Genomic DNA, 12785 nt, shown 5'->3' on the forward strand with positions numbered 1-12785 from the left:
ATTAGATTTTAGAAGTTAGATGTTAGTCAATAATCTAACTTCTGATTTCTAGCTTCTAACATCTAAAAAAATGAAAAATATTGGAATTATTGGGGCAGGAACCATGGGGGTGGGAATCGCCCAGGTGGCTGCAACAGCAGGATGCAAAGTAGTTTTATTTGACGCTAATGCTCCACAAATTGATAAAGCGCTTTCAGGTTTAGAAAAAACTCTTCAAAAACTGGCTGAAAAAGGTAAAATTTCTCAGGAAAAAGCAGCGGAGATCAGAAGCAATATCGTAAAAGGTGAAGCATTACAGGATTTAAAAAATTCTGATTTGGTGATCGAGGCGATTATTGAAAACAAAGAGATCAAAACCAAAGTGTTTACAGAGCTTGAAAACTATGTTTCAGAAAGCTGTATTCTTAGTTCCAATACCTCATCTATCTCCATCACCTCTCTTGGTGCAGAATTAAAAAAGCCGGAGCGTTTCATCGGAATTCACTTTTTCAATCCGGCTCCGTTGATGCCTTTAGTGGAAGTCATTCCGTCCTTATTAACAGAAAAAACATTAGCAGAAAAAATTTGCAACCTCATGAAAGAATGGGGGAAGACTCCTGTTATTGCCAAAGATATTCCCGGATTCATTGTCAACAGAATTGCCAGACCTTATTATGGGGAAGGCCTTAGAATTGTTGAAGAAAACATCGCAACACCGGAGCAGGTGGATGATGCCATGAAAACTTTAGGAAACTTCAAAATGGGACCTTTCGAATTGATGGATCTTATCGGAGTGGATGTGAACTTTGCAGTAACAACCACCGTTTACAAAGATTATTTCTACGATCCGAAATACAAGCCTTCTTTATTACAGCAAAGAATGTCTGAAGCCAAACTTCACGGCAGAAAAACAGGAAAAGGTTTCTACGATTACAGCGAGGGAGCAGAAAAACCTTTAGCCGTGAAAGATGACGCCTTATATCAGCAGATCTTTTTGAGAATCATTTCTATGCTGATCAACGAAGCGGTTGAAGCCAAAAGATTAGGCGTTGCCAATGATGAAGATATTGAACTGGCCATGCAGAAAGGCGTTAATTATCCAAAAGGATTATTAAGCTGGGGGAAAGAAATCGGGTATGGGAAAATCTCTGAAACCCTTCAGAACCTTTACGAAGAATATCAGGAAGAAAGATACAGACAAAGTCCTTTGTTAAGGAAAATGTAATATGAGATATTTTCCTGAAAGATATGATGAAATAAAATCTTTAAACCCTGTTGAAAAGATTTTATCAAATATAAATAGCAATAGTGATAAAAGTTATTCTCTAACGATGAAACGCACTAATAAATTTTTAAGAGGATATACAGAGAAAAATTTTTTTAAAGTAATAAGTGCTGAAGTACCATTGGGAGCTTTTTGTGTTTTTGAAGGGCAACTGGTTCAAAAGGAACATGAGACAATAATAAAGTTGAATTCAAAATTTCATAAAACTTTTAGAATAATATTATATGTGTGGGGTATTCTTCCAGTTCTTGCAATAATTATTAATTGTTTTCAAATTGGAGCAATAGCATTAGCATTATTATTACCAATTGCTATGTTTTATACAATAATCTATTTCTTAATTAAATTTTATTTCAAAAAATCTTATGAAAATGGAATTAAAGATTTGAATAGGATTATTAATAAATAAAATTAAGTCATTATAATGAATATAGATGAATTCAGAGCAGAGCTGGAGACCAGACTTTTAATTGAGAAACAGTATTTAACTCAGGAAGCTTCCTCTGTTGATGAGCAGGAAAGGCTTGAGCTATTAGGAAAGTTTAATGAAAAATATAAAGAGTTGATCAAAAGATTGGCGAACGAAAACGGGATTGATCTAAATGCATCCTATCCCTCTGAAAATTCATCAGATTCAGAAAGACTTTCATACGAGCAGATCATTCTGGGGAAAACCATGAGTGTTTACGACAGATTATCCGATGAGCTGTATGAAGAAATAACAAACATATAATTAATAGAAATGAACCCAAGACAAGTTGCAGATTATATGTTCAATCAGGATTTTTTTTCCCAGTGGATGAATATCAAAATGATTGAAGTAAAAGAAAATTACTGTTTAATAGAAATGCCGGTCAGAAAGGAAATGCTGAACGGACTGAAAACAGTTCATGGCGGAGTTACCTTTGCGTTTGCAGACTCGGCGCTGGCATTTTCTTCCAACAATACCGGAGACGCTGCCGTTGCGTTAAACTGTATCATCAATTTTACCAAAGCAGGAAAAGAAGGCGATACTTTCAGAGCAGAAAGCATTTTGGTAAATGAAACCAGAAAAACGGCTGTTTATGACATTAAAATTACCAACCAGAATGAAGAACTGATTGCCAAATTTGTAGGAACAGTTTACAAAATAGGGAAAAAAGTAACAGAATTATAATAAGCAGTAAGCTTGAAGCAATAGGCAGTAAGCTTTTTTGAAGCTGACAGAGCCTACTGCATATAGCTTAAAGCCTAAAGCAAATAAAAATGAACAACGTATACATCATAGACTATGTCAGAACTCCCATTTCAAAACTGCAGGGAGGATTATCAGAAGTAAGAGCCGATGATCTGGCCGCTATTGTAATTAAAGAAGTAGTAGCTAGAAACCCTGAAGTTCCTGTGGAGGAAATTGAAGATGTTATTTTCGGATGTGCTAATCAGGCAGGTGAAGATAACAGAAACGTTGCAAGAATGGGACTTTTACTGGCGGGTCTTCCTTACAAAATTGGAGGAGAGACCGTTAACAGATTGTGTGCTTCAGGAATGTCTGCAGTAGCCAATGCATTCCGTTCTATTGCTGCAGGAGAAGGAGAAATTTATATTGCAGGAGGAGTAGAACATATGACACGTTCTCCTTATGTGATGTCAAAACCAGGTGCTGCTTTCGGAAGAGACAGCCAGATGTTTGATACTACTTTTGGATGGCGTTTCATCAACCCTAAAATGAAAGAAATGTATGGGGTAGACGGAATGGGAGAAACTGCAGAAAATTTAGCAGATATACACCAGATCAACAGGGAAGATCAGGATAAATTTGCCCTTTGGTCTCAGCAGAAAGCAACTAAAGCTCAGGAAAGCGGAAGACTGGCAGAAGAAATTGTAAAAGTTGAAATTCCTCAGAGAAAAGGTGATCCAATTGTTTTTGAAAAAGATGAATTCATTAAACCGGCTTCATCTATGGAAGGGTTGGCAAAACTTCGTCCGGCATTCAGAAAAGAAGGAACCGTAACGGCAGGGAATGCTTCAGGAATGAATGATGGTGCAGCTGCTTTGATTTTAGCAAGTGAAGAGGCTGTTAAAAAATATGGTTTAAAACCTAAAGCGAAAATTCTGGGATCTTCCGTAGCAGGTGTAGAACCAAGAATCATGGGAATCGGTCCGGTTGAAGCAACACAAAAGCTGTTGAAAAGGTTAAACCTTTCTCTGGAAGATATGGACATCATTGAACTCAACGAAGCATTTGCTGCACAGGCACTGGCGGTAACAAGAAGCTTGGGGTTAAAAGATGATGATGCAAGAATAAACCCGAACGGAGGTGCAATTGCAATCGGCCACCCATTGGGAGTTTCCGGAGCAAGAATTGTAGGTTCTGCTGCAATGGAACTTCAGAAGCAGGATAAAAAATATGCATTGTGTACCCTTTGTATCGGTGTCGGACAGGGATATGCGATGGTCATCGAAAAAGTATAATGAATTTGAAAATGAGTTAATTTGAAAATGTTGAAAGATATTATTAATTTTCAAATTATCTCATTCTCAGATTTTCAAATTAAAAAATATGAACATCTACTCATACCACGGGATTCGTCCCATTATAAAACCCTCTGCCTACATTCATCCGCAGGCAGTGATTATCGGGAATGTAGAAATAGGTGAAGAAGTATATATCGGTCCCAACGCGGTAATCCGGGGAGACTGGGGAAAAATTATCATTAAAGATGGAGCCAACGTACAGGAAAATTGTACGCTTCATGTTTTCCCGAATATAGAAACCATATTGGAAGAATCCGCACATATCGGACATGGAGCAATCATCCATTCCGGACACATTGGAAAAAACTGTCTGATCGGAATGAACTCTGTGGTAATGGACAAAGCCTATATTGGTGATGAAAGTATTGTAGGAGCATTAGCGTTTGTACCAGCCAATTTCAGATGTGAACCAAGAAAACTGGTTGTAGGAAGCCCGGCAAAGATTATCCGTGATGTTTCTGACGAAATGATTCACTGGAAAACAGAAGGAACAAAATTATATCAGGAGCTGGCAAGAGAAGGAAAAGAAGCTATCCTGCCATGTGAACCTTTTACAGAATATGTTCAGCAGATCCCAACCAAAATTGTGGATTACAGCATCTGGGATGATATAAAATAATAGTATACAAGAAAACCCGTTAGGTTTAAAAAATTAAATATGATTAAAAAAATTGTGCTTGTATGCAGTATAATGTTTGCGGTAGGTGGTACGCTGTCAGCACAGACGGTTACATCAAAACCGCTTACAATAGGAGAAGTGAGGACCATTAAGTCCAAAATCTTAAATGAAGACAGAACGCTGAATATTTATCTTTCACAAGGATTTGATAAAACAAAATCATACCCGGTGATCTATTTGTTAGATGGAAGCATGAACGAAGATTTTATTCACGTTACAGGATTAGTACAATTCTTTAATCAGATGTATTCTATGCCGGAAACTATTGTGGTGGGAGTTGCTAATGTAGACCGAAAAAGAGATTTTACTTTTCATACGGATTTAAAAGATTTACAGAAAGATTATCCTACAACAGGACATTCTGATAAGTTTATTGAATTCCTTGAAAAAGAATTAAAACCTTATGTGGAAAGTCAGTTTAAAACTACAGACAAATACCTTTTCGGTCAGTCTTTGGGAGGGCTTCTGGCAACTGAAATCCTTTTGAAAAAACCGGAAATATTCAATAACTATTTTATCATCAGCCCAAGTTTATGGTGGGATGATGAAAGTCTTTTAAAACAGGCTTTCCAACTACTTTCAAAGTCCCCGGATACGAAAAAGTTTGTCTATATCTCTGTAGGAAAAGGAGAACATCCTGTCATGATAAAAGATGCAGAGAATTTTTATGATGTTTTGAAAAAAGCAGGAAAGAAAAACTGGACATTGGAATATAAAATGATGGAAACGGACAATCATGCAACCATTCTTCACAGAAGTTTATATGAAGGATTAGTGAAAATGTTTCCTTATCAGGAACCGAAATAGGTAAGTTGCAGTTGATGAGCACTCTAAAAAAATATTGGATTATAATACTGATTGTCATAATCATTGTGAATGCTTTAGGATTTCACTTTGCAAAAGAATCAATAGGAATTTCAGATGCTTTGGAACATGTTGAATCAGATGAGGTAATTGCCAGGCTAGAGCGTAGGGATTATTTCTATACGTTATTTGTTGAAATTATCATCATTTTAGATGGCTGGCTGGCAATTTTTATCCCTTATCTGATTATTAGAAACCTTATTAAAAAGATTAATCTAAGCAAAAAGTAAAAAACTATATGGAAAAGTTAAAAAACTATATCTATGGACAATGGGTAGAAGGTACCGGAAGCGGAATTCCTTTGTACAATGCCGTTACAGGGGAACAGGTTGCTGTTTCCGATACAGAAGGTCTTAATTTTGAACAGGCTCTTGACTACGGAAGAACTGTAGGATACAAAAACCTTTCTTCAATGACTTTCTACGATCGTGGAGAAATGCTGAAAAAAGTAGCACTTTATTTACTGGAAAGAAAGAAAAGATACTACGACTTATCATACAAAACAGGAGCTACCCATGTGGATTCATGGGTGGATATCGAAGGAGGTTTCGGAACTTTCTTTACCTATTCCGGATTGGCAAAAAGAATGCTTCCTAATACTTCATTCTGGGTAGATGGAGACACTCAGAAGATCTCTGCTAACGGAACTTTCCTTGGGACTCATATTTTAACGCCAAGTGAAGGGGTTTCTGTACAGATCAACGCCTATAACTTTCCGGTGTGGGGTATGTTGGAAAAATTATCCACCTCCTTATTAGCTGGTGTTCCTTCTATTGTAAAACCATCTCCTTTCGGATCTTATCTTACCAATGCAGTATTTCAGGATATGATTGAAAGTGGAATATTGCCTGAAGGTGCTGTTCAGTTAGTGTGCGGAGAACCAGGAAATATCTTAGATTATGTACAGGATGGAGATTCTGTATTGTTCACAGGTTCAGCCAATACAGGAAGAAAATTAAAATCACTGCCATCTATTGCAGGAAATGCCGTTCGTTTCAATATGGAAGCAGATTCATTGAACTGTTCAATTCTTGGATTGGAAGCAAAGCCGGGAACTCCTGAATTCGATTTATTCATCAAAGAAGTTCGTAACGAAATGACGACAAAAGCAGGGCAGAAATGTACGGCTATCAGAAGAATTATCGTTCCTGAGTACTTAATTGGCGACGTTCAGAATGCTTTGTCTAAAGCTTTGGATCAAACAAAAATCGGAAACCCATTAAGCAGAGAAACCAAAATGGGATCTTTGGTAGGAAGACAGCAGTACGAAGAAGTTCTGAGAAAAGTAAACCTATTAAAATCAGAAACAGAACTTGTCTATGACGGAAAACACGAACTGGTAGATGCCAACTATGAAAATGGAGCATTTATGAGTCCGAAATTATTCCTGAACGACAAGCCTTTCGAAAAAAATATATCTCACGATGTAGAAGCTTTCGGGCCTGTATCTACATTAATGCCGTATAAAGATGCTGAAGAAGCAGCCGCACTGGCAAAAAGAGGAAAAGGAAGTTTGGTAGGATCGATTATTTCTCATGACGAGAACTTTATCGCTGAAACTTCATGGAAAATGGCTTCCCAGCACGGAAGAATCTTCGTATTGAACAGAGATAATGCCAAGGAAAGCACTGGTCATGGTTCACCGCTTCCTACATTGATGCACGGAGGTCCTGGTAGAGCTGGAGGCGGAGAGGAAATGGGCGGACTGAGCGGTCTTCATTTCTTTTTACAGAAAACAGCTATTCAGGGATCTCCGGATGTACTGAAAGCAATTACTAAGATTTATCAGCAGGGAGCAGAGAAAAAATTCTCAGACAAGCATCCTTTCCAGAAATATTTTGAGGAAGTAGAAGTAGGAGACTCCTTAGAAACAGCAGGAAGAACAGTTGCTGATGCAGATATCGTCAACTTTTCCAATGTTTCATGGGATCATTTCTATGCCCATACAGATGCTACAAGTTTAACAGGTACAATCTTTGATAAAACTGTTGCTCACGGATATTTCATCCTTTCAGCAGCAGCAGGATTATTTGTTTCTGGTAAAAAAGGACCTGTTATTGCCAATTACGGATTGGAAGACTGCAGTTTCTTCAAACCTGTATACGCCGGAGATACCATCACAGTGTATTTAACAGCAAAAGAAAAAATCAACAGAGGCGTAAAAGGAAGAAACATTCCTTCCGGTGTTGTAAAGTGGCTGGTTGAGGTTGTAAACCAAAGAGATGAGGTTGTATGTGTAGCAACGATCTTAACATTAGTGGCAAAACAATCACCTTTCATAGACCTGAGTGTGAAAAATGTTCAGAAAATAGTAAACGGTTTAACGGAAAATACTCCTGCACTTTGGGGAAAAATGTCTCCACAGCAGATGATAGAACATCTTGAGCAGGCTGTATTGGTAAGTTTTGGAGAGCCTGAAGCAGAAAAGTGTTTCACCCCTGAAGAACATCTTGAAAAATGGCAGGACTCACTTTATAACCACAGAGCAATGCCAAAAGAATTTACCGCTCCGTTCCTTCCGCAGGATGGTTCACTTCCTGAACCAACACACAAAAACCTGGAAGCTGCAAAACTGTCATTCATGGATAACCTGAAGAAATTTGTGATCTATTACAAGGAAAACCCGCAGGCAGAACACATGAATTACGTTTTCGGAAAACTGAATAAAGAAATGTGGGAACTGATGCACAAAAAGCATTTTACCCACCACTTCCAGCAGTTTGGATTGATTTAATTCAGGAAAATATAATTTTGAAATCCCTTTCAGTAATTGAAAGGGATTTTTTAATGGACAATTACCCTTGTCAAGGTTTTAAACCTTGACAAGGATGGCAGAATATAAATTGAAATATTCATTATTTCAGTTAGTTATGGTTTTTGTTTGAAAAATTACTAACTTTAATAGGCGAAATCCGAAAAGCATATAGAGTAGGAGAGAACATCAAAACAAACCACTATGAAAAACTTAAAAAAACTTTCAAGACATGAGTTGAGATCTTTTAAAGGAGCCGGACCAAACTGGTCTTGTACCCTTAATCCTTGTCCTCCCGGAACCTGTTGTCTTCCTGGAAGATGGCCAGACATAGCCAGAGCATGTTATATATGTGCTGATTCTTGAAATTTTTAAACTAAAAACAATACATAAAGCCGCAATTCCCTATGATTTGTGGCTTTGTTTTATAATCTTTTGTTAAAAAATCATTCCCGTTTGATGCACTTAGATTTATTCATTACTTTCAAACCTGAAATCAATTCATAAAATATAAAAATAATGAACGAAAACTGGATGCAAAAGTGGGAAGAAGTGAAAAATATTTTGATTTGTCCTACAGATCTGGAAACGTATTTTACTTCTGATGAAATTCTAGGGCAGAAAATGGAGACGATGGAAATCGGAAATGTCACTCTTCCTTCAGGAAAAGTGGTGGTAAGAGATCCGTTGGTTTCTCTAAATGCCAATCAATCTCCCTATTTTATTCAGGCTCCGAAAGGAGATTTTCCTGTGACTATTGCTGTGGTAAAATCTGAAGATTGGGGAAACAGATATGCTGTTGTAAAAGTTGAATTTACTAAAGAAAAACCTGTTATTTATAGAGAGGCTTTAGTTGGAATTGAAGAGTTGGAGGGAGTAACTGAGGACGATTTTTTTGGTTTTGGGGTTGATGCAGGTTTAGGTTGTATTACAGATAAAGAAGTTCTGCCTTTTGTAGATCAATTCATAGATAAAATAGATATCAACAATGTTTATGATGATTATTTCGCCGAGCTTTTTTCACAAAGCTATAAAGATAATCCTAACAATCAGAGAGAAGCAGGAGACTGGATTAATTGGATGATTCCTGATACCAATTATCAGATTCCCATGTTTGCAAGTGGTTTTGGCGACGGGACTTATCCCGTATACTTTGCTTATGATGCTAACGAAGAAATTTGTGGATTATATATTCAATTTATTGATGTTGAATTGGCTTTAAGTGAAGATGATGAAGATGATCAACCAGAAAATTTTGTTTTTCTTAAAAACTAAATATGAATAGAACTTTTGCAGACCATGTTATAAAGTTCAATGAAAACCTGAGCTATACAGGAAATTTACCTGAAGGTTTTGATGTTCTGAATCCGTACCTGGAAAACCCTGAAACATTAATGGTAATGCAGACGTTTTATCATAAATATTATAATGATTTATCCCGAAGAAAATTTATTATTGGAATCAATCCAAGCCGTCATGGAGCTGGAGTAACCGGAGTTCCGTTTACCGATACAAAAAGATTGGAAAGTGTCTGCGGAATCAAAATGGAATCTGCCCATACTCATGAAATTTCTTCCGTTTTCATCTATGATATGATTGAAAACTATGGAGGTGCTGATCTTTTCTATAAAGATATTTATATCAATTCTCCATTTCCACTGGCTATCGTTAGAAAAACAAAAAATGGCTGGCTTAATGCTAATTATTATGACGATAAAGAATTATTCGAAGCTGTAAAGGATTTTATGATTGAATCTTTGAAGAAACATATCAGTCTCAATCTTGATGTATCAGAAGTTTTTATTCTTGGTAAAAAGAATGCCGATTTTATTTCAAAACTAAACAAAGAAGCAAAACTGTTTGATAAAATGACAGTTCTGGAGCATCCACGTTATATCCAACAATATAAATCCAAAGAAAAACAGATTTATATAGACAAGTATATTATAGCTTTGCAGAAATGACAAAATCCCTTCGTAGAAAGGGATTTGTCATTTATGAATTAGAATCTTTATGGGAATGTGGAACTTATGATTAATTTTCTGAAGTTAGTTCTTAATTACTTTGGCAGACTCTGTTGCTGTTTTAATAATGTAAACTCCTTTTGGAAGTTCTGAAATATTGATTTCATTATTCCCCTTTTGAGTTTGTACAGCCTTCAGCATTTTACCGTCCAGGCTGTAGATTTTAGCTTCACTGGCTTTTTCTGTAGTGATAGAAATTGGCCCGCTGGTTGGATTAGGATAAACAGTCAAGTCTTTTTTAGTGCTTTTAGCTTCCGAAGTTCCCAATACCAGATTGCTGTCTTTTACCCAGGTGAAAGCATCCAAACCTACATATCGGAAGGCTCCGTTCGCGGTGATCTGCAACTCGTCAATCACAATGTTTGAGTAGTTTTGCCCGTTTAAATTGGTCAAATCAATCAAAGTGAATCCGTTTGTAGTACCTAAGCTTGTAGCAAATCCGGTAGTTTTTGTTTGAGTAAATTTTGTTACTCCACTTAATTTCCCGGTTACAGTAAGTGTTCCTGCCACATTAAGATCCAGGTTCAATGCAGAAAGATACATCCAGAATCTGTTTACTTTAAACAGATTAGACGTGGTCTTAATACTGAATGATGGCGGAAATTGAGAATCATTGGAATTATCAATATATCTGTTGTCATTGGCTGTTCCGTTCCAGCCAGTTCCGGGAAAATTTCCCTGAATATCGAAAACGCTTGTATGGGAAATGATATTGAAGATAACCCCATTATCGGTGAAGCTTGTACTTGCGTTCGATTCTGTCTCAAATTGTTCTGTACTGGTCTGCCCGAATGAGAAAATTGAAATGAGCAGACTACAGATTGCTAAAAAAGTAGTGCTTTTCATGATTTTTGTTTTAAATGTTAGGTTTTTGTATGGCTATTAATCCCTTGGTGGGTAAATACCTTCCACACAAATGATATAATTTAAGCCAAGATAAGGCGGCATATTATTCACAGGCTGGCTTTGACCGATGAAGCTAATGCTTTGATTATTAATAATCGTATCAGGGTTAGCATTATTCACGAAACTAGGTACTGCATTGAAATCTCTTCCCACTTGTGTTCCTGAGATAGCAATTGTTGAAGTGGCCGTTGGAGTAGATGAATTGGCATTTTTATTCGCTACTTTAAGCTGAAATCCTGCACCTACACTTGGAAGGTTTGATGCTAAAAGTGTATTTTGTGTAGTACCTGCCGCTGCACCCAAAGGATAATATTCGTTGGCATTTACATTTCCTGCGCCTAAAGCTATACGCCCTTTTAAGTTGGGCAGAGCAAAAGTAGTGATGCCGTCTCCACCATAAGTTGTTCCTAAAATAGAGAATAAGGCAGAATTTCTTGAGATGCTTAATAAACTTCCATCGCAAAACATCCATCCTCTAGGGGCAAAATTTCCTGCAAATAATTTTACAATTCCAATGTACTCGTCCATGATAATATTTTTTTAGTTTTAGATTTCTTACTCTTTTACAGGCTTTTCAGACTCCGCCTTTTGGTTGTTAATTCTCAGTTCAAAGGAACGATTAATAACAAGGAGGTACTAGAGTAGAAAATACCAAATTTAAAACTCCGTATTTCTACGTAATAACATCTTGAAGTATGCTGATTCAAAAAGGAAAATTTATATTTTAAGTTTCTCTGAACGAGCTGTATTTCGTATTTTTGTAACAATCCAATAAAAATAAAAATGAGCGAATTTGTAGCATCAGAAATTAAAAATAATATTGCCGAAATCAGTTTCGGAACCCTAAAAAGTAACTCTCTTCCGGGAGCAATTTTAGAAAAACTGGCAGAAACTATCCTTGAAGAAGGAGCAAAAGAAAAGGTGAAAGCTATTTTAGTAAAAAGTGCAGGTGAGAAAGCGTTTTGTGCAGGAGCAAGTTTTGATGAGCTTTTAGCAATTGAGGAACTGGAAGCTTCCACAAAATTTTTCGGTGGTTTTGCTAAAGTTTTAAATGCAATGAGAAACTGTGGGAAAATTGTAGTGGTAAGAGTGCAGGGAAAAACTACCGGTGGAGGAGTTGGAATTGCCTGCGGAGCAGATTATTGTTTTGCTACTAAAGATTCAGCTCTGGCGCTTACGGAAATCAACCTTGGAATCGGACCTTTTGTAATTGGGCCTTATGTTGAAAGAAAAATAGGGAAGTCGCAATTCTCCGCAATGGCCATTGATGCAGACTTCAGATCTGCAGAATGGGCTGAGCAGCATAATATTTATCATTCTGTTTCTGATACTATTCAGGAAATGGATGATAAACTGGAGAAATTTTTACAGACTTTAGCATCAAGAAGCAGTGATGCTTTGTCATTAATTAAAAAGGTTTCATGGGAAGGAACAGATCACTTCAATGAGCTAATGCCGGCAAGAATTCATATGAGTGCAAGTCTTATTCTTGAGGACTCAGCTAAGAAAAATATTGAATCCATCAAAGAAAGGTTAAGGGCAAAATAATTTGTCTTTAATGGCTAGAAAATAATTGGATTCTGATCCAAACTTTATCCGTAGAAATATTTGTTTTCTACGGATTTTTTGTGCCTTTTGGTGTTTTAAAAGATGGATACAGTTTTTAGACTTTCAGATGCCGATAGAATAATTCTAATATATCGCGAAAGAATTATTTCCAAAATTTTAAATAAAAACTTGGCGAATTGAAAATAATTTATAACTTTGTAATTCAAAGTTCTT

The 12785-nt window shown here is 36.7% G+C and carries 15 protein-coding genes; 13 read left to right on the plus strand and 2 right to left on the minus strand.

What is annotated here, in order from left to right; translation table 11 throughout:
* Positions 1-70: 70 nt before the first annotated feature.
* From ACODR7_RS15195 to ACODR7_RS15250, 12 genes are all read left to right on the plus strand, one after another.
* Entirely contained in the window at positions 71-1204 is a 1134-nt protein-coding gene (locus ACODR7_RS15195) for a 3-hydroxyacyl-CoA dehydrogenase NAD-binding domain-containing protein (RefSeq protein ID WP_488840296.1), read from the plus strand.
* Position 1205: 1 nt separating this feature from the next.
* Complete coding sequence (locus ACODR7_RS15200; protein WP_488840298.1) at positions 1206-1673, plus strand: hypothetical protein; 468 nt, start codon at positions 1206-1208, stop codon at positions 1671-1673.
* Positions 1674-1688: 15 nt separating this feature from the next.
* Positions 1689-1997 (plus strand): hypothetical protein, encoded by a 309-nt coding sequence (locus tag ACODR7_RS15205; RefSeq protein ID WP_076596872.1) that lies wholly within the window; start codon positions 1689-1691, stop codon positions 1995-1997.
* A 9-nt stretch (positions 1998-2006) separates the two neighbouring features.
* Positions 2007-2420, plus strand: a complete 414-nt coding sequence (locus ACODR7_RS15210; RefSeq protein WP_076596871.1) for a PaaI family thioesterase — start codon at positions 2007-2009, stop codon at positions 2418-2420.
* A gap of 89 nt (positions 2421-2509) precedes the next feature.
* Positions 2510-3715, plus strand: coding sequence for a 3-oxoadipyl-CoA thiolase (pcaF, locus tag ACODR7_RS15215; RefSeq protein WP_488840301.1), 1206 nt, complete (start codon positions 2510-2512; stop codon positions 3713-3715).
* Positions 3716-3803: 88 nt separating this feature from the next.
* Positions 3804-4397, plus strand: a complete 594-nt coding sequence (locus tag ACODR7_RS15220; protein WP_047429267.1) for an acyltransferase — start codon at positions 3804-3806, stop codon at positions 4395-4397.
* A 39-nt stretch (positions 4398-4436) separates the two neighbouring features.
* Positions 4437-5264: an alpha/beta hydrolase gene (locus ACODR7_RS15225; RefSeq protein WP_488840303.1), complete on the plus strand. Its 828-nt coding sequence runs from the start codon at positions 4437-4439 to the stop codon at positions 5262-5264.
* Between the two features lie 14 nt (positions 5265-5278).
* Positions 5279-5551 carry a hypothetical protein gene (locus ACODR7_RS15230; RefSeq protein WP_488840305.1) on the plus strand — a complete coding sequence of 91 codons (273 nt, stop codon included), beginning with the start codon at positions 5279-5281 and terminating at the stop codon, positions 5549-5551.
* A gap of 8 nt (positions 5552-5559) precedes the next feature.
* A complete protein-coding gene (gene paaZ, locus ACODR7_RS15235; RefSeq protein ID WP_488840307.1) occupies positions 5560-8055 on the plus strand; it encodes a phenylacetic acid degradation bifunctional protein PaaZ in 2496 nt (831 codons plus the stop codon).
* Positions 8056-8277: 222 nt separating this feature from the next.
* The gene (locus tag ACODR7_RS15240) at positions 8278-8439 is read left to right on the plus strand and encodes a bacteriocin-like protein (RefSeq protein WP_488840309.1); all 162 of its coding nucleotides are present in this window, start codon (positions 8278-8280) and stop codon (positions 8437-8439) included.
* A gap of 153 nt (positions 8440-8592) precedes the next feature.
* The gene (locus ACODR7_RS15245; protein WP_488840311.1) at positions 8593-9348 is read left to right on the plus strand and encodes a DUF4241 domain-containing protein; all 756 of its coding nucleotides are present in this window, start codon (positions 8593-8595) and stop codon (positions 9346-9348) included.
* A 2-nt stretch (positions 9349-9350) separates the two neighbouring features.
* Positions 9351-10037 carry an SMUG2 DNA glycosylase family protein gene (locus tag ACODR7_RS15250; protein WP_488840313.1) on the plus strand — a complete coding sequence of 229 codons (687 nt, stop codon included), beginning with the start codon at positions 9351-9353 and terminating at the stop codon, positions 10035-10037.
* An 84-nt stretch (positions 10038-10121) separates the two neighbouring features.
* Here ACODR7_RS15250 and ACODR7_RS15255 read toward each other — a convergent pair whose 3' ends face one another.
* Both ACODR7_RS15255 and ACODR7_RS15260 read right to left on the minus strand, forming a co-directional pair.
* Positions 10122-10943 (minus strand): T9SS type A sorting domain-containing protein, encoded by an 822-nt coding sequence (locus tag ACODR7_RS15255; RefSeq protein ID WP_488840315.1) that lies wholly within the window; start codon positions 10941-10943, stop codon positions 10122-10124.
* A gap of 36 nt (positions 10944-10979) precedes the next feature.
* Positions 10980-11531: a phage tail protein gene (locus ACODR7_RS15260; protein ID WP_488840317.1), complete on the minus strand. Its 552-nt coding sequence runs from the start codon at positions 11529-11531 to the stop codon at positions 10980-10982.
* 255 nt (positions 11532-11786) lie between these two features.
* On the opposite strand from ACODR7_RS15260, the gene ACODR7_RS15265 reads away from it, so the two are divergent.
* Positions 11787-12551 carry an enoyl-CoA hydratase/isomerase family protein gene (locus tag ACODR7_RS15265; RefSeq protein WP_488840319.1) on the plus strand — a complete coding sequence of 255 codons (765 nt, stop codon included), beginning with the start codon at positions 11787-11789 and terminating at the stop codon, positions 12549-12551.
* Positions 12552-12785: the final 234 nt, after the last annotated feature.

It is taken from the genome of Chryseobacterium sp. FG46, assembly GCF_057809135.1.

Bases quoted from the DNA above. Each gene is read 5' to 3' on its own strand.
- ACODR7_RS15195 (WP_488840296.1), top strand. From the start codon at position 71: ATGAAAAATATTGGAATTATTGGGGCAGGAACCATGGGGGTGGGAATC.
- ACODR7_RS15200 (WP_488840298.1), top strand. From the start codon at position 1,206: ATGAGATATTTTCCTGAAAGATATGATGAAATAAAATCTTTAAACCCT.
- ACODR7_RS15205 (WP_076596872.1), top strand. From the start codon at position 1,689: ATGAATATAGATGAATTCAGAGCAGAGCTGGAGACCAGACTTTTAATT.
- ACODR7_RS15210 (WP_076596871.1), top strand. From the start codon at position 2,007: ATGAACCCAAGACAAGTTGCAGATTATATGTTCAATCAGGATTTTTTT.
- pcaF (WP_488840301.1), top strand. From the start codon at position 2,510: ATGAACAACGTATACATCATAGACTATGTCAGAACTCCCATTTCAAAA.
- ACODR7_RS15220 (WP_047429267.1), top strand. From the start codon at position 3,804: ATGAACATCTACTCATACCACGGGATTCGTCCCATTATAAAACCCTCT.
- ACODR7_RS15225 (WP_488840303.1), top strand. From the start codon at position 4,437: ATGATTAAAAAAATTGTGCTTGTATGCAGTATAATGTTTGCGGTAGGT.
- ACODR7_RS15230 (WP_488840305.1), top strand. From the start codon at position 5,279: ATGAGCACTCTAAAAAAATATTGGATTATAATACTGATTGTCATAATC.
- paaZ (WP_488840307.1), top strand. From the start codon at position 5,560: ATGGAAAAGTTAAAAAACTATATCTATGGACAATGGGTAGAAGGTACC.
- ACODR7_RS15240 (WP_488840309.1), top strand. From the start codon at position 8,278: ATGAAAAACTTAAAAAAACTTTCAAGACATGAGTTGAGATCTTTTAAA.
- ACODR7_RS15245 (WP_488840311.1), top strand. From the start codon at position 8,593: ATGAACGAAAACTGGATGCAAAAGTGGGAAGAAGTGAAAAATATTTTG.
- ACODR7_RS15250 (WP_488840313.1), top strand. From the start codon at position 9,351: ATGAATAGAACTTTTGCAGACCATGTTATAAAGTTCAATGAAAACCTG.
- ACODR7_RS15255 (WP_488840315.1), bottom strand. From the start codon at position 10,943: ATGAAAAGCACTACTTTTTTAGCAATCTGTAGTCTGCTCATTTCAATT.
- ACODR7_RS15260 (WP_488840317.1), bottom strand. From the start codon at position 11,531: ATGGACGAGTACATTGGAATTGTAAAATTATTTGCAGGAAATTTTGCC.
- ACODR7_RS15265 (WP_488840319.1), top strand. From the start codon at position 11,787: ATGAGCGAATTTGTAGCATCAGAAATTAAAAATAATATTGCCGAAATC.